Source organism: uncultured Zoogloea sp. (assembly GCF_937894855.1).
GTDB lineage: Bacteria > Pseudomonadota > Gammaproteobacteria > Burkholderiales > Rhodocyclaceae > Zoogloea > Zoogloea oryzae.
The window spans coordinates 1-17,243 of record NZ_CALAYQ010000125.1 but is presented as its reverse complement, the minus strand read 5'-3'; the positions used below and the strand labels follow the sequence as shown (position 1 = coordinate 17,243).

The 17,243-nt window shown below is 60.7% G+C and carries 8 protein-coding genes; 6 read left to right on the top strand and 2 right to left on the bottom strand.

Annotation, left to right across the window (positions count from 1 at the left end):
• Positions 1-220: 220 nt before the first annotated feature.
• Together Q0672_RS14550 and Q0672_RS14545 are read left to right on the top strand one after the other, a co-directional pair.
• Positions 221-2,788, top strand: a complete 2,568-nt coding sequence (locus Q0672_RS14550) for a hypothetical protein (protein ID WP_298623235.1) — start codon at positions 221-223, stop codon at positions 2,786-2,788.
• A 6-nt stretch (positions 2,789-2,794) separates the two neighbouring features.
• Positions 2,795-6,352: a hypothetical protein gene (locus Q0672_RS14545; RefSeq protein ID WP_298623233.1), complete on the top strand. Its 3,558-nt coding sequence runs from the start codon at positions 2,795-2,797 to the stop codon at positions 6,350-6,352.
• A gap of 175 nt (positions 6,353-6,527) precedes the next feature.
• On the opposite strand, the gene Q0672_RS23530 is transcribed toward Q0672_RS14545, so the two are convergent.
• Positions 6,528-6,620, bottom strand: coding sequence for a hypothetical protein (locus Q0672_RS23530; protein WP_367179967.1), 93 nt, complete (start codon positions 6,618-6,620; stop codon positions 6,528-6,530).
• Here Q0672_RS23530 and Q0672_RS14540 point away from each other — a divergent pair.
• From Q0672_RS14540 to Q0672_RS14525, 4 genes are all read left to right on the top strand, one after another.
• Positions 6,600-10,772, top strand: a complete 4,173-nt coding sequence (locus Q0672_RS14540; RefSeq protein WP_367179966.1) for a hypothetical protein — start codon at positions 6,600-6,602, stop codon at positions 10,770-10,772. The genes Q0672_RS23530 and Q0672_RS14540 overlap by 21 nt on opposite strands.
• A gap of 208 nt (positions 10,773-10,980) precedes the next feature.
• Positions 10,981-11,433, top strand: a complete 453-nt coding sequence (locus tag Q0672_RS14535; RefSeq protein ID WP_298623228.1) for a hypothetical protein — start codon at positions 10,981-10,983, stop codon at positions 11,431-11,433.
• 444 nt (positions 11,434-11,877) lie between these two features.
• Complete coding sequence (locus tag Q0672_RS14530) at positions 11,878-13,047, top strand: M20 family metallopeptidase (RefSeq protein ID WP_298623227.1); 1,170 nt, start codon at positions 11,878-11,880, stop codon at positions 13,045-13,047.
• A 38-nt stretch (positions 13,048-13,085) separates the two neighbouring features.
• The gene (locus tag Q0672_RS14525) at positions 13,086-16,067 is read left to right on the top strand and encodes a patatin-like protein (RefSeq protein WP_298623225.1); all 2,982 of its coding nucleotides are present in this window, start codon (positions 13,086-13,088) and stop codon (positions 16,065-16,067) included.
• 304 nt (positions 16,068-16,371) lie between these two features.
• Here Q0672_RS14525 and Q0672_RS14520 read toward each other — a convergent pair.
• Positions 16,372-17,243: IS3 family transposase (locus tag Q0672_RS14520; RefSeq protein ID WP_298623222.1), on the bottom strand; the 872-nt coding region annotated here is incomplete at its 5' end.

Here is a 17,243-nt window from a genome sequence, read left to right as displayed (position 1 = left end):
GGCGCCCGCTATGCACGGCAGTTCGGGGAGGCGTGAGATGTGTGTAATGGGATGCCTTCAATGAACTGCAGGGTAGATTAAAAATATTGTCATTATCCGAAAATCCACCTAATCTCATATCGTGGTTGATAGCGCTGCTGGAGAGTCGTTCGATTCGTCCGGCCCGGCGCGAAGACGCCGCCTCATCTTCTAACGGTCACCGCTTTCAGGGAGACGCAGGATGCCTGCAGTCAAGCTGTTGCTAAAAGAGAAGTTCGGGGAAGAGGCGGTTTTACTGGACCTGTTTGGCGCACCGTTGAACGTCGACGATGGCGCGGACTCGTCCGAGCTCGTGGCAGAAACGAACTTGTCGACGACGCAATTCAACGTCAAGTTCGAGGGCCATACCAAATTTCCATCCGTCGACAAGGAGGACGTCGAGGTTTCTGCGACCGTCTTGCTGCATGGCGGCAAGCTGACGCGGTTTCAGAGCATCAACGTCACTCTCGTCATCCATCGCGAAAACAAGAATGTGGCGACGGTCCGAGAGATCCGCGCCCTGAAGCAATCGGTGAATGTTGACTGGCCGGGCTTGACCGTCCAACAGTGCCTCGCCGGGCTCACCCTAGGCGAAAAGCCCGTCCAGGTAACGCTCTGGCCTGAAGACGGGCGGCTCGCAAACTTCGAGCTGCTTGGCGTGCAGTTCGCGTTCACCTGTTTCCTCACTTTCTCGGCTGACGGCGTGCGTGGGGGATGCGAGGCGACCGAGAACACACTGGATGAACTCCACAAGTCGCTGCGGGATCTGTTTGGGCAGGCCATCACGGTGACAGAGATCTCGAAGGTGTCGGCCGAAGTCTTCGATGACGCTTGGACCGTACACCTGCAGGCTGCCTTCAATATCCCCGCTTTTGCCGATGGTGAGGGCGAGCTGAAGATTACGGCCACTCGCCGCGACAATACAAAGTGGACGATCGAGTCCACCGTCCTGCTCGCGAACACGCGTCGCTGGGGGGATCCGCAGGGCTGGTTCCAGATTGAGAAGCCGATCCTCAGTCTGCGTTTCACCGAGGACGATCCAGGGAAATGGAAGGTCAAGCCCCGGCTCGGCGGCAAAATTACCTTCCTCTCCACCGCAGCGGGCCGCCTGAGCAAGGACATCGCCGATTGGTTCGGCGACCTGTTCGAGGGCATGAGCACCGAGTTCGACAGCGGTTTCGAAGCCGAGCTACTGACCATTACCTTGCGCCCATTTACGCCGTTCAAGCTCAAGGCCCTCGAGATGTTCGAGCTGCGCGTGCCGCGCATCGACCTCAAGTGGCTCGAGAAAGAGAAAAGAATTACTTTCGATCTGCAAGGCATCGACCTGCGGCTCGATATCATCGGCGACGTCAGCCTTCGCGGAACCATCCCCCTCCTTAGCTTCGATCCCTTTTCCGGCAAGCTGACCCGCGGCGCTGCCAACCAGCTGAGCGTCGATCTCTCGCTCTCGGCACCGGGCGGTGTCAAGGGCAGTGCGCGGGTGGAATATGTGACCAATTCGACGTTGCGTTACCTGGAAGGCAGGGGGCAGTTGAGCACACCCACCCTGCCAGGTGTGGCAGTCGCCTTCCGGGTTGGGCAGTTCCGCGCGAAGCCGGACGAGGACTGGACTCCCACCGTGCTGCTTTATGCGGATACGAAAGTCGCGATCTCACTGTTTCCGCTGGTTTATGTGCAGCAAATCGGGCTCGCTGTGGGCGTCAACTGTGAGATTCAGGGCACCTCGCGTCTTACACTGGCCGAGGCACGTCGGCGCGTGCAGCAAGGTTTGCCGGACGTCAGCGATCCCACGGTGTGGACACCGTCCAAGGACACCGGCCTCACCTTGCTCGCGCGCCTCTTCCTCGGGCCGACGGGCGATAACAAGGCGGCGGGGTTCTACGCCGCGGACATGACGCTGATCGTCACATCCGAAGCGCAGGCGACGGCCTTTGGCAAACTGTGGCTTTATACCAAAGTCGAGGATGCGCGCACGGGCGAGTTCCAACAGCGTCCCGCCGGCGTGGCCTTGATCATGCTGGATGCGCAGGAGCCCTCATTGCGCATTGCGGCACAGACAACCGGCAACGGCCTGTCCAGTATGAGGTCGGAAGGCTTGGCTGGCCAGCTGATGGGGTTCAGCCTGAGGCCGATGCGCCTAGCGTTTGAAGCTACGAAGAACGGCATCGCCCTCTATCTCGGTCCCAATGAAGTGAGCGGCAGCCTCGGTCCGCTCAGCGTGCAGGCTACGTCGCTGCTCGCATTCCGCGCACGCATCGATGACGGCAGGTCCATTTCCTACGTGATGTCGCGCTCGAACCTGCGCGCCGGGTTCAATTGGAACGCCTCGGCGGCGGTCGGGGTGGTCAGCCTCCGCGCGAGTTTCAGCGCGGGGTTCGCCGCTGATCTGCTGCTGCTCGGCACATTCCGCAACGGTGCGCTCACGGTGTACGGGGATGCGTCGATCGCGATGAATGCCGCGCTGTCGCTGCACGCGAGCGTCGGCTTCAGCATCACGATCGATTGCTTGTTCGACACCTACAAGATCTCCTGGTCGGAGGACTACGACTTCCGACTGGAAGTGCATGTCGACCTCGGCCTGGAGGCTGCGCTGACGACGGGCGGCGAGGGCTTCGGCCTACGCGGCCATGCCATGGCCAGCGTATCCGTGCTCGGGATCTCCGCGTCGCTCACGGTGCCGGTGGCGGTCAATACCGGGGTCGTCGAAAAGGCGCGACTCGAATACCGGGCTGCCGACCAAGACATCAAAACACTGCTGGGGATCTGAGTCATCATGGACCTGCTGTTCCTCAAGAGGCTGGACACAACCCATTGGCTCGCGCTGCGCATGCCGCCGGACCTGAATATCGCTGCAGGTACCGACAACGCGGGGCAGGTGGCGTCGGGGCAGTGGACGCTGGACGCAGTGCCTAATTTCGATTGGGCCGGTGCCCGCTATTTCGGCCCGGCCGCCCTAGAGAAAGGCGAGAAAATCTCGCTTACCTGGATGGAGAGACCAAAGGAACGCTTCGCAGGCCGTGCCTTTGATGGCGTCCTCGCCGACGTGAGCGACATGGCCGAGTCGGAGACCACGAATAACATCAAGCAGCAACTGGAAGATGCACAGACCAAAGCGGGCGTATCGCTCCCCCTACGGGCCTATCGCGCATACGTCGAAACTCAAGGGGGTAGCAACCGAAGTATCGAAGACTGGATCGCGAACTTGATCGCCATCCTCTCCGATCGTCCGGGCAAGCTGCCCATTGAGGCCTTCGGTGGCTTGCTGTTCCTGGTCGAGGCCGACGGACCGGTACCTCAGGGCGACGGGATCTTCGTCGATGAAGAGGAACCGACAAAGGCTGCTCCGGCCGAACTCCTAGTGAAGGCATTCCAGCATAGCAAAGGCGTCTCGTTCGAATGCGCCGATGCGGTAGGTAGTTCTGCTTACACCAACAGCAGCGTGCACGACGCAATCAGCGGCGGCACAAAGTATTCGGGCTACTACCGGATTACGCGGACGCTGGGCGTCGTCGAGCGTCCATCGCGCCGCAGCGGCCTGGTTGCCATACCGTACGAGGTGGACGATGCGCCAAGTTGGAATTTAGCGGTGCCCGACATGCCAGCCAAGGAGCGGTGGCCGCAGCGCCGCTTTCTGCTGGCCGACAGCTTGGCACCGGACGAGCTCATCGGCGAGTTGCTCAACTACCGGATCGAGCTGCTCAATCCCCATGGACGGGTGGTGCGCGCAGGACGGGTCATGCTGCAGCGGCATCGACTCGATCCACCGGCAGCCATCGCGCGTGCGACGGCGCGTCTCGTGGCCGGCCCCGGCGCTGGCGACGCCACGATGGCGATCCGCTTCGATCTCCCCCCCACGGAGAAGTCGACGGGCGTGGGACTCGAATTGGTTGTGTACCGCTTGGAGAGTCCGGCGCTGCCGACCGGCTTCTATGGCGATGCGGACGATACCTCGGTGCAGGTGGCGCGCCTTCTGTCGGACATCGATCCGGCCGCCTTCATGGACGTGCGTGCCAGCGACCAGCTGCCAACCGGCGCCTCGTCGGAAAGCGCACAGGCGAACCTGTCGAATCATGGGCTGACGCCATTTGTAAGGATCCATCTGGAGGAACTTGGGCCGCGCGAGCAGTCCAAGCCTGGGCCAACCGACGATAGCCCCTGGTCCCAGTGCCAATGGGAGGTTGGCATCAAGGGACTAGATGAGCTATTGCCGCGCCGCCGTGCCGTGCGAATCATGCTCGCGCTGCGACGCCTCGTTGCGGCGGACTCGGCGGGCGCGGTCTTCGACGGGCCGGTGCTGGAGTCGCCGGTGCTGGAGCCGCAGATGCTGATCGGCTTCGATGCGAACAATGCCGAGCGCGATCAGATCGTCCCACATTTCGAACAGTTCTGGGAGGAGCCCGTGGAGCTTGGGCTGCTGGATGTGGACCAAGTCTTCTTTTCTGAAGTCGATCCGCCGGGCGAAGGTCCTCCGCCCAAAGAGGCCGAAAATCTTGCCCGTGTGCGCATGCAGGTGCAGCACCTTATACACAATGCGACAGATGAAGCGGAGCTGGTCGGCGGATACCGCATCTGGATGCGGGACCTGCCAGCGCGCCATGCGCAGGGCTGCCCGTTCGAAGCACTCGCTGTGGTGCAGGCGGTCCCCCAACTGGTCAAGGCCTACGCACCGATCGAGGTGGGGCGGCAATGGTGGGTAGAGGTCGTTTCGCCAAAAGATGGCGAGGATAAGGGTGTGCCGGACACCTTCCTGGCTTCTCCGTCTCCGCAAGCCATGATCCGGAGCGGAAAGGAAGTTGGCATGGCCGAAAAGGTTGCGGAGGCGCTCAATGGGCTGTTGAAGGATATTCAAGATGACAAGGCATCGAAGCGCGACGTGCGCGGCGGCGCGCTGTTGCTCCAGTTCTGGCGCTCGCTGGACCCGAGCGACTGCAAGGAAGTGATCCTGACCATCGCGCAGCGGCGTGAGCTGACGCGCGTCGGTGCGGAAAAGTGGTTGGCCGATCCCAGCTATCCCAGCGGCAACTGGATCTTCTTTTGCGACCAGAACGGCGCCTACCTGGGGCGCGCATGGACGTTCAAAGGCAAAACGGCTGGCCTTGTGAAGCGTGGCTACATTCTGAACGAAGTGCCGAACACCGAGGACACGGTGGCCGTGGACGACTTTGGCCAGATGACTTGGAACTGGACCGGGCTGCAGGACGCGTGGCACCACGAACTCGAATGGGTCATCGAGCCGCTGTCGCGCTACGCCCCGCTGCGCAGGCGCCTGCTGACGCAGCCAGCCAGCGAGCCGGGCGACCGCCCCAAGGTTGAGCCCAGGCACCCGGCCCCTACGTGGCAGGAGGGCCTGGCCAAAGACGGCGTTCCAGAGGCCAATGTCCACCGGCTGGCCATCTTGAGGCGAATGCCCTTGACGGGGCGTGTTGGGCTGATTCCGGTGCCCGATGCCGAGGAGGATGCCTTCGTCTGGAAGGTCATCCCGCCGCCGGAGTTCCGGCGAGCGACGCACAACACCCATGCGCGCACGGCCCTTGGCGCCTTGCGCCTGGAGGTCATCGAGGCCAGTGCCAAGACGATGCTGGCAGAGTACTTCAAGCCTGCCGAGAAAGTGGACCCACTCATCAAAGACTGGTGCAGGCATCCGCCTCTTGACACTTCCGATCCTCCCGCGACGCTGGGGTCTCTCGAAGAAGGACATCAGCTAGTCATCGATCAACCGGCCTGTTTCCAGGTGATGCTGACGGTCAGGCCGCGTGCCGACACGAAGCCGGGAGAAGAGACTCATCTGGGGCAGATGGCGGAACGCGTCCCGAAGACTTTTAAAAATGACAAGCAGATTTATTTTGATCATTGTTTCCCGCGCGGGCTGGGGTCGGAACTCGTCGTGCCGCTCGCGCGGCTAGGCTGGAGCTACATGGGTTCGGCGCGGCCTACGGTCGCAGAAGTGATAGGCCGTGCAACCACTGATAACGTGTCGATCGGGTCTATGCCTGGTCTTCGCCTGCCGGATCCTGACGCCTTGATGACAGTGTTCGTCAAGAGTGATGACGATGTGCTGATTCCGTGCGCCTACTTTTTCGGCTCAGCAGTTGCCCAGGATTACATGTCGGCGCTGGCCCATTGGCCGAAGGTGGACTCAGACACTGTGAGGTGGGGTGTTGCATATTGCGACAATAAGGTGGTGACCAATATCACCTTGACCAACGGCGGCGGCAACGCCGGGGATCTGTTGCTGCTGCTGGAAGGTCTGGACGCGTCTCGCCTGCGCGTCCTGTGGAAGCGCGGCAGAGAGTCATCAGAACTCCTGACGCCACGCCTACCCGGAGAGTGAAGCAGATATGTCTAAAGAACGCCTGCCTGCGCTGCTGCTGGACGATGCTCCCCCCAATGACGGAGTCGTCTCCGACAAGCCGTTCACCGGATTCGACGGAAACCCGGCAACCGCGGAATGTGGCTACGTGGTGAAGGGGCGGCTACTTGCCGTGAGGGGCACTAAAGAAGAGACCCTATACGGCAAACTTCAGGACAAGGTGATCACCCGCACCGACGGCGACTGGATTGCCAGTTGGTGGGTAGACATGGACGATCCCCTGGGTCACGTGAAGCGTGAATTCGGTCTCGCCGACACAACGTCCATCCAAGCCGAGGCAGTGCAGATCGACGACGCAGAGCTGCTGGGCACATCAGGTCGGGCGCCCGGTAAGCCCGGCACCCTCACCTCGACCCATTGGAACGCGGGCGTGACCGGAGGCCTGGTCGCTAGCGTTCTGGGCGTACCTGTCCCGCTGCAGCCGGATCAAATCAAGCGTGACGGCGACGTGGTGACCTTTGAGGAACAAGGCCAAGGCGACGGGAGCCGCGCCGGCCATTCCCTGAAGATCAGATGGAAGTACACGGAGCGCGATACCGGCACGCAGCGCATCGACCAAGGCCTCGACCTCAAAGCCAGCGTCGCACTACTGATGGACGAGGTGGCTGACAGTGCTTGGGAGGCCGGCAGACCGCTGTGGATCCGCACCGCGAATGGCTTCATTCGCTGGCATTCCAAAGAGAAGGATTGCCTGTCCAAAGAGAAGGATTGCCTGTCCAAAGAGAAGGACTGCCTGTCCAAAGAGAAGGACTGCCTGTCCAAAGAAAAGGACAACCTGTCGTACCGCGCCACCTCGGAAAGCAGGAGCGTCGATGTGACTGGCTGGCTCCCGGCAATTCCTTCGGGCGGCTTTGTGCGCCTGTTGCTCGATGCGAGCGGCGACAAGATCCTGACGGTCACGGCGAGCAGCCAGACCGCCGAACTCACGATACAGGATCCCGCGCTGATGATCGCGGTACCCCGCTCCTGCTGCAACGGGCGCGATCTCGCAGTGGCGTTGCTGCCACCGGACGACGCCAGCGTGACCGGAACGCTGTGCGTCGTGAGCCGAGCGCTGGCACCTTCGGATAGGCTCTGCACCGCGACGTTAGGGCTGACTACGATCGATGCTTCGATCAGCCCTGAACTGGTTCTCACCGTCGCCCAGCCAGAAAGCGCCACCCAATACTTCGCGCCCGCGAATAACTGGGTGCGGCTCGCAGAAAGCGCCGCCAACTGCGCCGTGGGCCTGGCACGAGCGCGTGTTCTGTTGCCGCACAAGGTCGAGTCCGGCAAGTTCAAGCTCGTGCTGGGGCGCGATATTGCAGCCGATAACGTGGGCGAACTCGACAAAAAGGCGGCAACATCGATCGCCCTGCCTGTGGTCGATGGGAAGGTCCGGTCGGTCAGCGGCCCGCTCGCGAAGTTTGACATCTCAAGCGACGGGCCTGTCGATTACCGCAGCGAAATCTGGCCGCCGTCGCTGGAGAGCGAGATGAGCGAAGAACCAGCCGTGTTGCGTGGCCTCTACCGCCGGTCAAGCGCGCAAGGATCGTTTGCCGCAGATGAGTTGCCGCCCTACACAGCCACCCAAGTCGTCGCGACCGAAGTCGCCACGCCGACCTTGCCGCGATTGCTGCTCGAGAACGCCGACACACGCTGGCACTATCAGCGGGTAGCACCAGACAAGGAGACGGCGCAGCTGCGTTTCTTGCAACGAACCTTGAGGGGTCGGCGCGGCTGGGTGGAGGGCCTTAACTTCCTCGGGCGCCCCGACAACATGACGGGGCCGATCGACTATCTCGAACTGGAGGGAGCCACAAAGCATGTGCGCAATTGGCTGCGCCTGAGCAACGACACTCTGGTATCGCGAGACGCCACGGTATCGGCGGCCGGCACGCCTGACCCGACCACGCCTCAATACTACGAAGGCCAAGGCCAGGCGATCGAACCGCTCGTCACAAAGCTTGGCGAACGAGACAAGCCTGAAGAGAGGGGCAGTCTCTCGCTGTTCATCCTCCGGGAAACGCTGTCAAATGCCGATGGCTCGTCGAGCTTCGTCCTGGAATTGATCGGACAGGAGGCCCCAGTTAGGCTCAATCTCGAGTCCTTCAAGGATCCGGTTCCGGTCGTCAACCGGCTCGTAATCGCCGTGGCCAATCCCAAGCTCGGCGAAACCTCCGAAGAACAAGACGCGGGCAGAAAGCCGAAACAGCTGACAGACCCCTGCAGGCTGGCTCTGAAGACTTTGAACCGGCTGTATCTCGAACTTGAGCGCGAAGCTGGCCATTTCGTCGTGCGGCGGGGCATGGTTGGCTGGAGCGCGAGCGGGGCCTTCGGCCTGTTGGCCGATGCCAATGTGGGGCTTGAAGTCACCGAGATATTCGAGCGCAAGGGCGGCGCTCTATCGCGTACGGTCGAGTTCAACGGTGCGCTCTCCGTGGCCAAGGCCGTTCCCCGGGCCAAGGATGTGGATCCTCTCAATTACGCCTATAGCCTGACAGCCTATTTCTGGGCAGCGACCTGGAAACTCTCCGTAGACGCGAGTGCGTCTACCCTGCGTGTCATTGGCTATCACGGCTGGACCTACGAAAAGAAAACAAAATGGTTCGCATCGATGCAGGATGCCCGCGTGGCCGGAGGGCGGCTCGACCTGTCGGCCGACTTCGCCGTGATGGAGGCCAAGACCGCAAGTGCCATTGATTCCCGTGGTACGGACAGCCCGTGGCAAGCGGTTCGCCGCCATCTCTATTCCGTCGCTGTGGACACATCATCGAGAGCTGGCAGCCAGCGGACCAACAAGATTGCGGGCTTCCTGAAACTGCGGCACGCGGCTGAGCAACGGTTCAGGTTCGTTGAGGACTCCGAGGTCAGGGATTTGCGGCTGATCCCCGATTGGCAAGCGACGGAGCGCGATATCGTGCCCTTGTTCTCCGACTTGCCGCGGCCGTCACGGCCCGAGCGCATGACCTGGCTGCGTCCGCAGGAGACGCAGGGGTATCGCCTCAATACCGGCATGAAGGAGGGCTCGCCCGGTGAGTACCTCGATGTCGAGTTTCACGCGTTCGCTAGGGATGTACAGCCCGGCACAGGCTCCGAGCTATTCGCCTGCAGCCTGGTGGGGGAAATCGGCCGTGAGGACGGAATTCCGCGCTGGGTTCCCGCGCCGTTGCGAGGCGGCGATACACCGCCTGCGAAGCATCCGGAGGCGCCTGCGGGAGCCCCATCGAGCGCGGCGTATCGCCTATGGCTATTCGACGGACCGCCTCGCATGGTGGCCGAATGGGCGGAGGGTTCGACGGCCCTACACACGCCTGAGGAGGAGGCCCGGAGGACTCTGGCGCGCCTGGGTTGGACAAGGGAAGCAGTGCTGGAGGCCGACCGGGGCCACGGGCCTGAGGCAGTCACGTGGACTGTGGTGGATTCACCCTTGCTAAACCGCGAGGCGAGCATCGGCTGGTTCGCGTGGCCGCTGAGGGCACTCGGCGACAAAGATTCGCTTGCCGAGTGGCCGCAAGACGTATTACCGCGAACACGGCAGGTGCCTCAATACGAAGCGAAGGCCCCCCGCGCGTTTTCGATCGAGGTTGCGTTCAAGGACGACATGCCACACGCCGGTACAAGTGCGACGCGTGCGCCCATCCTGCTCGATCTCGAGTCGAGTGTTACGAGCGAGGTCGCTGTTCCCGTGAAGTTGCGCAGTGCGGGCTTGCGCGCGGGAGCCTGGTATCGGCTGGTCGACTACGACGGAAACGACATTCGCAGTGCCATGTTCTCCCCCGCGGCGCTGCCCAAGTGGGGTAACGAGGGCAAGCTCATCACGGATCCGCCTGGACTCTTCCGCTGGGATCAACACACTGTTAGTGTTTTGGGCGTCGTCCCGCCCAAAGCAGGCGTCGTACCCGAGGACGTGTATCTGCTCCTAGTGCCGACTGAAGCTTCCGGCGTCAAAGTCGTCCAATCCGACGAAGAGTTGGTGATCTGGGATCAGGATGTGCAGGGACAAAAGGTCGATCTGACAAGGCTCTATAAGCCCTTGGAAGATGCTGCAACTCCAGGGGCTAAGCGAATAGGTATCCGTATGCCGCTCGGCAAGCCGTTCAGGATGTTGCTGGTGGAGTTCTGTACCGGTACGGAAGACGACCCTGTCGTGCTTCAGAGGCACAAATACTTCGATGGTGGTGCCGAGCGCCTTGCCGGGCTCTTCGACGGGAAGGGGCAATTGCAGGCCTTCGGTACTGAGCAGGTCAGCTTCTATCCTGAGAGCATACCAGATGCATCCGAAGCTATTCAGTGGACGCGTTTTTCAGAATGGCAATACCTAGGAAAAGCGGATGACACTGTAACAGGCTGGTACGTCGCCACTGTCGACATTGAAGGGCGAGTCACGCTTTACCGCTAAATAAACGCACCAAACCACGATGGAGGCGAGTTGAAGTGCTTATCTGAGGGACGGCAGAGGTGCGAAGTCACAAACACAAGCTTGCCTACCTACACGAGTTGCCCGCAAAAAGCCTGCGCTTCGATTCATTGTCTCCCCCAGAAAGGTAACTATGTACTGCCAACCAACCGATCACTGGTCCGCATGCGCGCTGCGCGTCAAGAAGGCGATGACCGAAACCAACGATCCTGCGGTCGCTATCGCGGCTGCATCAGAATGGGCCAATCTCTATCGAGCCCTGTATCTTGCGAATGCGCAGGCTACGTGGACGGCAAGCGACCAGGACCGGATGGAGGACGCTCTGGAGAAGTTGTGGGACGAAAGCGTCGGCAAATACCTCGACCCGGCTGACATCGCGCTTGATGCCGCGCTCGAGCGGTTCGCCCCCACGTTGGCTGCCATGGTCGGGTGGCTGAGCGCCCCTGCGACGGTGTTCTTCTATGCCCTACTGGCACCCAGCCCGGTGGCGAACGATTTCACCGAGGCGAAGCTAGCGAATAACGAAATCTCCGAACTCGTTCTCTCGAAACTACCAGTTCCGACGCAGGGGGTGATCCAGTTGCGCTTCACGCCGTACGTCAATGGTGCTTTTCAGGAATGCAAGGGCGGCACGCTACCCTAGAGCCTGTGGACATTTGAGCCAAAAGCTTGGTCAAGGGGCTGTTCACACAGGCTGATTTCTGTCTAAGTCCTGTCTTTTCGAGCCGCTGCACGAGCGCGGTCTTAAAACCGTGATGCCCTCTCCCCCTACACGCGAGCGTTAGAGGCCCTTCGACAAATACCTTTAGCGCAATCGTAATCTGGTCGAACGATGGTTTTGTCGTGTCAAACAGTTTCGGCGCATCGCAACCCGCTACGACAAGCGTGGCATCCCGCTTCGCGTCGTTCGTCTGCGTATGTGCCGATACCATTAAATTTCCACATATCCTAATCGTTTGTCTCCCTGATCCGCACCGCCAAATTTCTCTTCCGTTTACGTCATTGCTTGCCATAAGGTATATCAAAATAGAATGCCAAGAGGCGTGCTGAATTTATTTTTAGTTTAATAGGATTAGGGACGCGTGACATGCCGGTGATTAACGAAACCTTGGATTCGATTATTGATCTGCTCGGCAAACTGGTCTCCCGTCCCAGCCAGGGGGGAATAGATTCACCTCTGCCGTTGTTGAATGTCATCTCAAACTGGCTCGACGGGCAAGGTGTTGCCCATCACTGGCTACGCGGCGACAACGGCACACCCCTTGGCGTCTGGGGTGAGATCAAGGGGCAACGGAGCGGACCCACCTACTTGCTCAATGCCTGCGCTGATACAGCTCCATTTGGCGAACGCGGTGCTTGGCGCCATCCGCCGGACCGACCGACCATCGAGAATGGGTGGATGTACGGGCGAGGCAGTGCGGACAGCAAGGCAGGCATCGCCGTTTTCTGTCACATCCTGGCCGATTTTTTGCAATATCGGGAATCGTTCGCTGGCAGCCTCGGCTTTGTCTTCGATGCCGAGGAGCACACGGGTGCCTTTTCTGGAATCTACAGTTACATTGCAACGCGCGGCAGCGAACCGATTGCTGGTGTGATGATAGGCTACCCAGGCAACGACCGCCTGGTGACTGGCGGGCGTGGCTTTTTGCGGGTGCGACTGACTATGCACGGTATCGGTGCGCATTCGGGAGCCTCCAGCAATCGAGGCATTAACGCGATTGAACGGGCCGCTATGTTTATGAACCTTCTGGTCGCCGAGCCCCTTCCCGACAGCGACAAAGCCTTCCCCTTGCCTCCCCAGATCACTGTCACCGGCCTCCGGGGTGGTGGCAGCTATTCGCTGGTGCCAGACCATTGCGAGTTGGAACTCGATATTCGCCTGACCCCGGCCTTCAATGAAGATCGGGCGCGCCAAATTGTCGAAAATCTCGTTGCCCGAGAAGAATCGAAAAGTCTAGCTCCATGCACTGAGATCGCGTGGCAAACTGGCTGGCCTGCCTACTGGCTCGACCCGACCCAACCCATGGTTCGGGCTCTGGCCTCGGCTGCTGCTGAGGCATTCGACCACGACGTTCCGACTGGGGTAGTTGGACCTTCTAGCATCGCCAATTACCTCAGCACCCTAGGCATTCCGGCCACGGCCGGTCTCGGTGTCACTTACCGCAACATTCATGCCCCAAATGAGTGCGTTCGTCTTGATTCGCTAGTCCCCACGTTTAGCGCCTATCGCAACGCCTTGCGGCAACTTCTGCGGTAATAGTCCGATGCATGCAGCAAGAAAGCAGGGAAATTCCAATGAACGATAGCCAAACAACAACCGACGGCTTTCACGAACAGGAGTTGCGCATTGCCTTGGTCATGAACGGCGGCGTCAGCCTGGCGGTCTGGATCGGCGGCGTCGCACAGGAAATCAACCGACTGGTCAGGGGTGAAACAATCTACGGTCGCCTTTGTCGCGATCTTTCACTGCGCCCCCGGGTAGACGTCATCAGTGGCACCAGCGCCGGCGGCATTAATGGTGCCTTGTTGGCCCTCGCTATGACTCAGGGGAAGCCGCTTGACCCGCTTCGCGACATCTGGCGCGACAGCGGCGACATTCTCTCCTTGCTCCGACAGCCAACCCAGGATGACCCGACTTCACTGCTTGACGGTGGCTATTTCTACAAGGAGCTACTCGAAGGTTTCACCAAGATCATCCGGCAACCGGGACGGATGCAACCCCCTGATCAGGTGCCGATCGATCTCACCCTGACTACCACTGTACTGCGAGGCGAGGTACGCGACTTTCCGGATGACGTCGGCACCCTCATCCGCGACGTCACTCATCGCGGCCAGATTAAATTCCGCCGTGGCCCAGATGTCGCCGAAGATCCTTTCAACAACCGGGAAATTGTCACCAAACTGGCTACTGCAGCACGGTGTACTGCATCCTTTCCGGGCGCCTTTGAGCCTTTCTACCTCCCCGCCCCGGGCGACAAGGCTACCGCTGGCGGCGCCCCCGTCGCCAGCCTGGATGGGCACACCAACTTCACCCTCGGCTGCTTTGTTGTCGATGGCGGCGTGCTCGACAATAACCCGCTCGAGTCGGCCATTGATGCTGTCTTCCAGCAACGGGCCGAGGGCGAGGTCAGGAGGGTACTCGCCTATGTCGTCCCCGACCCCGGCCGTATCTCGGATCCGCCTTCCGAAAAGACCGGGCAAATTCCCTCGATGGCCAGCACGGTACTCGCCTCGCTGGTAAACATCCCTCGCGTTGAAACGATTTCCCACCAGCTACGTGCCATTACCGAGCACAACCAGAAAGTTTCGCAGCAACGTGACACTCGTCTGCTCGTCGCCCGGTCTCTGGGCCGGGACAAAGCCATCGAAATTGCCCGCGCCGTTTTCCCCGGTTATCGCTTGCGGCGTATCCAGAGCGCAGCCGACTACATTGCCAACGCCCTGGCCGACGGAGCCGGCCGATATCGCGACGGAACTGGTCAAGGCGTCGCCCTTGGCCGCCGCTCCCGGCAGCAGATTACTCGGGCGCTAACAGAGACCAAGAAAACGCCGTGGGTCCCAGACACTTTTGACGCCCCTTCGCTCCCTGAATGGCGATGGGGTCTGTTCACCTTGGACAACATTATGTCCGTGGTTCTCGACATGTTGCGCCGCGGGATTGGCCTGGTACCGGCCAGGCGTAGTGAGAGCACCAATACTGTATGGAACGGCCTGATGGAAGCCCGCTGCCAGGCTTATAGCCTGGTCGCCAAGATTGCTGTCTTGCGCCGTCGCGATCAGGGCCACTGGTTGCGCCGCGGCATAGCCTTGGCCCCACAACTTGCCAGCCTGGAGCGTGGCAAGGACGAAGAAAAATTGCCAGCCCTTCTAGAAAGCGAGCTTCTGGAATGGGTCCGTCTCTTCGACGACAGGTCCAACCCATCATTGACGCTGGCAGAATTCAGCGTAATCGCCCAACAGATCGGACAGCTGCTCGTTTATAGTCTGCGTCCGCTGCAACAGGTGCTCGACCTCGGAGTTCCGCGCCGATTCGAGGAGAAATATTCCGACCTCAAAACCCTGGTGGAATTTTTCACGCAGCCCCTGACACAAAAGGGCACTAGCACCGAGGCTGCCTGCCAGCATTTGCTCACATTGGAAGTGGTGCACTATGCTTTCGGCGCTGACAACACCCGCGACCAGTATCTCGAACTCGTCCAGTTCAGCGCCAACGTATCCACTGCGTTCGGCGGCCCAAGCCGCCTTGAGGATAAGCTGACTGGCGTCCAACTCGGCCATTTCGGCGCCTTCTACAAGCGTGCCTGGCGCATCAACGACTGGATGTTCGGGCGCCTTGATGGCGCGGAGCGCCTCGTCCGCATCCTGATGAACCCGGCCCGCCTCTACCGCCTTTACGGGTGTGAGAAGGCCACCGGCGAAAGTTCGGTGATCGAAGCCATCCTTGATATGCTCCATGGCACGGTACTTTACGGCCTAAAGCTCGAAACTGACCGCATCCTGCTCCAGTTGCTGTGGGAAAGACGTCTGCCAGCCATGCGGGATGAACTCGATTTCCTGACCAGCAACACTAGTCTGCCCGAATACCTGCCAGAATGCTCGGCCATGGTTCTGGAACGGCTCCATCTCGATATCCTCCGCGACGAACTACCCGCTCTGGCCGACGCCATCGGCGACGACGAAGTCGATGGCGCCGATGGAGTCGGCAACGGCCCTAAATTCCTCAAACGTTTCCGGAATGCCCTCGCCAACGATTGTTCCTCTCTGGGTGGAAAAATTTCCTTGCCCGTTAGCGCTGCAAACCTGCCAGCTGAGGTGATCGTCCAGCTATTCAAGGACGCCAACGTCGGCAAGGAAAAACTGCTCGACGAAGCCGGAACCGACCGCTTCACTATCACCGCTGCGCGCAGTGCAGCCGTGGCAGTCTCTGCCCTGGCCGGCAAAAGTTCCGGCTTAAAGGGGCTGCGAAGTGTATTTTCGATTGCCCGTGCGCCCCTCGTCGCGCTCGACATCCTGATCCACGTTCTCACCAAGAAGAGCAAGACTCATGTCTTCGTGGCTCTCTACTGCATGGCTATGGCCGCCAGCGCAGTGATCCTGTTGGCCGAGTGGGTGGCTGGCGCCCATTGGTATGGCGTCGTCACCCTGCTAGCTGGCGCCATCTTGGCTGGGGGGTTGATTGTCGGATTGCACAGGTACCCCAAACTGCTAGTTAGTATCCTCGCAATGGCGATACTCTTTTGGCAGGTGCTGCCGATAATTCAGAAATGTGTAACTTAATGGTTTTTCCGAGGCAAGTTCACACCATTCTGAGCGGTTTGACACGAAATCTGCGACATCGTATGCGCAGTCGCCACCCCGTCTTGACGCCTCAGACCTTCAATCTCTCCAGGCGCTGAGTGAGCGCAGATAGATTCCTGTGTTCCCAGTGATCACCGTAGTCGTAGAGGTCGGTGAGCGACCCCATGTTCCCCCCGCGCCGTCTTGAGCTGGATGCGCCAATCGGAACGGGGCGGATTGCCCCAGTCGAACTCCGGATCGGGGGTGAACCGCCCCGCCTTCCGTGGAGGCCATTTGGTTTAAGTCAGGCCGGCGTTTCGGCCTGACTGGCGAGTTGCCGGTAGTAGTTTGCCTCAGCTTCGGCCGGGGGGATGTAGCCGATGGGTTCGAGCAGCCTGTGGTGGTTGAACCAGGACACCCATTCCAGGGTTGCCAGCTCCACGGATTCCCGGGTTTTCCAGGGCGCTCGCCGATGGATCAATTCCGCCTTGTACAGCCCGTTGATCGTCTCGGCCAGCGCGTTGTCGTAGCTGTCGCCCTTGCTGCCCACAGACGGTTCGATGCCTGCCTCGGCGAGCCGCTCGGTGTAGCGAATGCTGACGTATTGCGACCCGCGATCCGAATGGCAGACGAGGGTGCCGTCTCGCTCGGGCTGCCGGGCGTACAAGGCCTGCTCCAGGGCATCGAGCACGAAGTCCGTGCGCATCGAACTGCTGACCCGCCAGCCCACGATGCGCCGCGCGAAGACATCGATCACGAAGGCCACGTAGAGCCAGCCCTGCCAGGTCGAGACGTAGGTGAAGTCGCTGACCCACAACTGGTTCGGGCGCTCGGCACTGAAATGTCGCTTGACCCGGTCCAGCGGACAGATTGCCTTGCTGTCACCGACCGTCGTGCGCACGACCTTGCCACGCCTTACCCCGCGCAGGCCCAGGCGGCGCATGAGCCGCTCGACCGTGCAGCGGGCCACGGACACGCCTTCCCGGTTCATCTGTTTCCAGACCTTATCCGCACCATAGACTTGCAGGTTGGCGTGCCAGAGGCGCTGAATGTGCGGCATCAGGGCCTCGTCGCGCTGGACGCGGGCACAGCGTTTATGCGGCTCACGCCTGAGCGCCACGTGGCGCCAGTAGCCCGACGGGGCAATCTGCAACACCTTGCAGATCGACTCGACCC

What these genes read in the sequence shown, in the direction of transcription:
- Q0672_RS14535 (WP_298623228.1), top strand. Translation starts at nt 10,981, where the DNA reads ATGACCGAAACCAACGATCCTGCGGTCGCTATCGCGGCTGCATCAGAA.
- Q0672_RS14530 (WP_298623227.1), top strand. Translation starts at nt 11,878, where the DNA reads ATGCCGGTGATTAACGAAACCTTGGATTCGATTATTGATCTGCTCGGC.
- Q0672_RS14540 (WP_367179966.1), top strand. Translation starts at nt 6,600, where the DNA reads ATGGACGATCCCCTGGGTCACGTGAAGCGTGAATTCGGTCTCGCCGAC.
- Q0672_RS14525 (WP_298623225.1), top strand. Translation starts at nt 13,086, where the DNA reads ATGAACGATAGCCAAACAACAACCGACGGCTTTCACGAACAGGAGTTG.
- Q0672_RS14550 (WP_298623235.1), top strand. Translation starts at nt 221, where the DNA reads ATGCCTGCAGTCAAGCTGTTGCTAAAAGAGAAGTTCGGGGAAGAGGCG.
- Q0672_RS14545 (WP_298623233.1), top strand. Translation starts at nt 2,795, where the DNA reads ATGGACCTGCTGTTCCTCAAGAGGCTGGACACAACCCATTGGCTCGCG.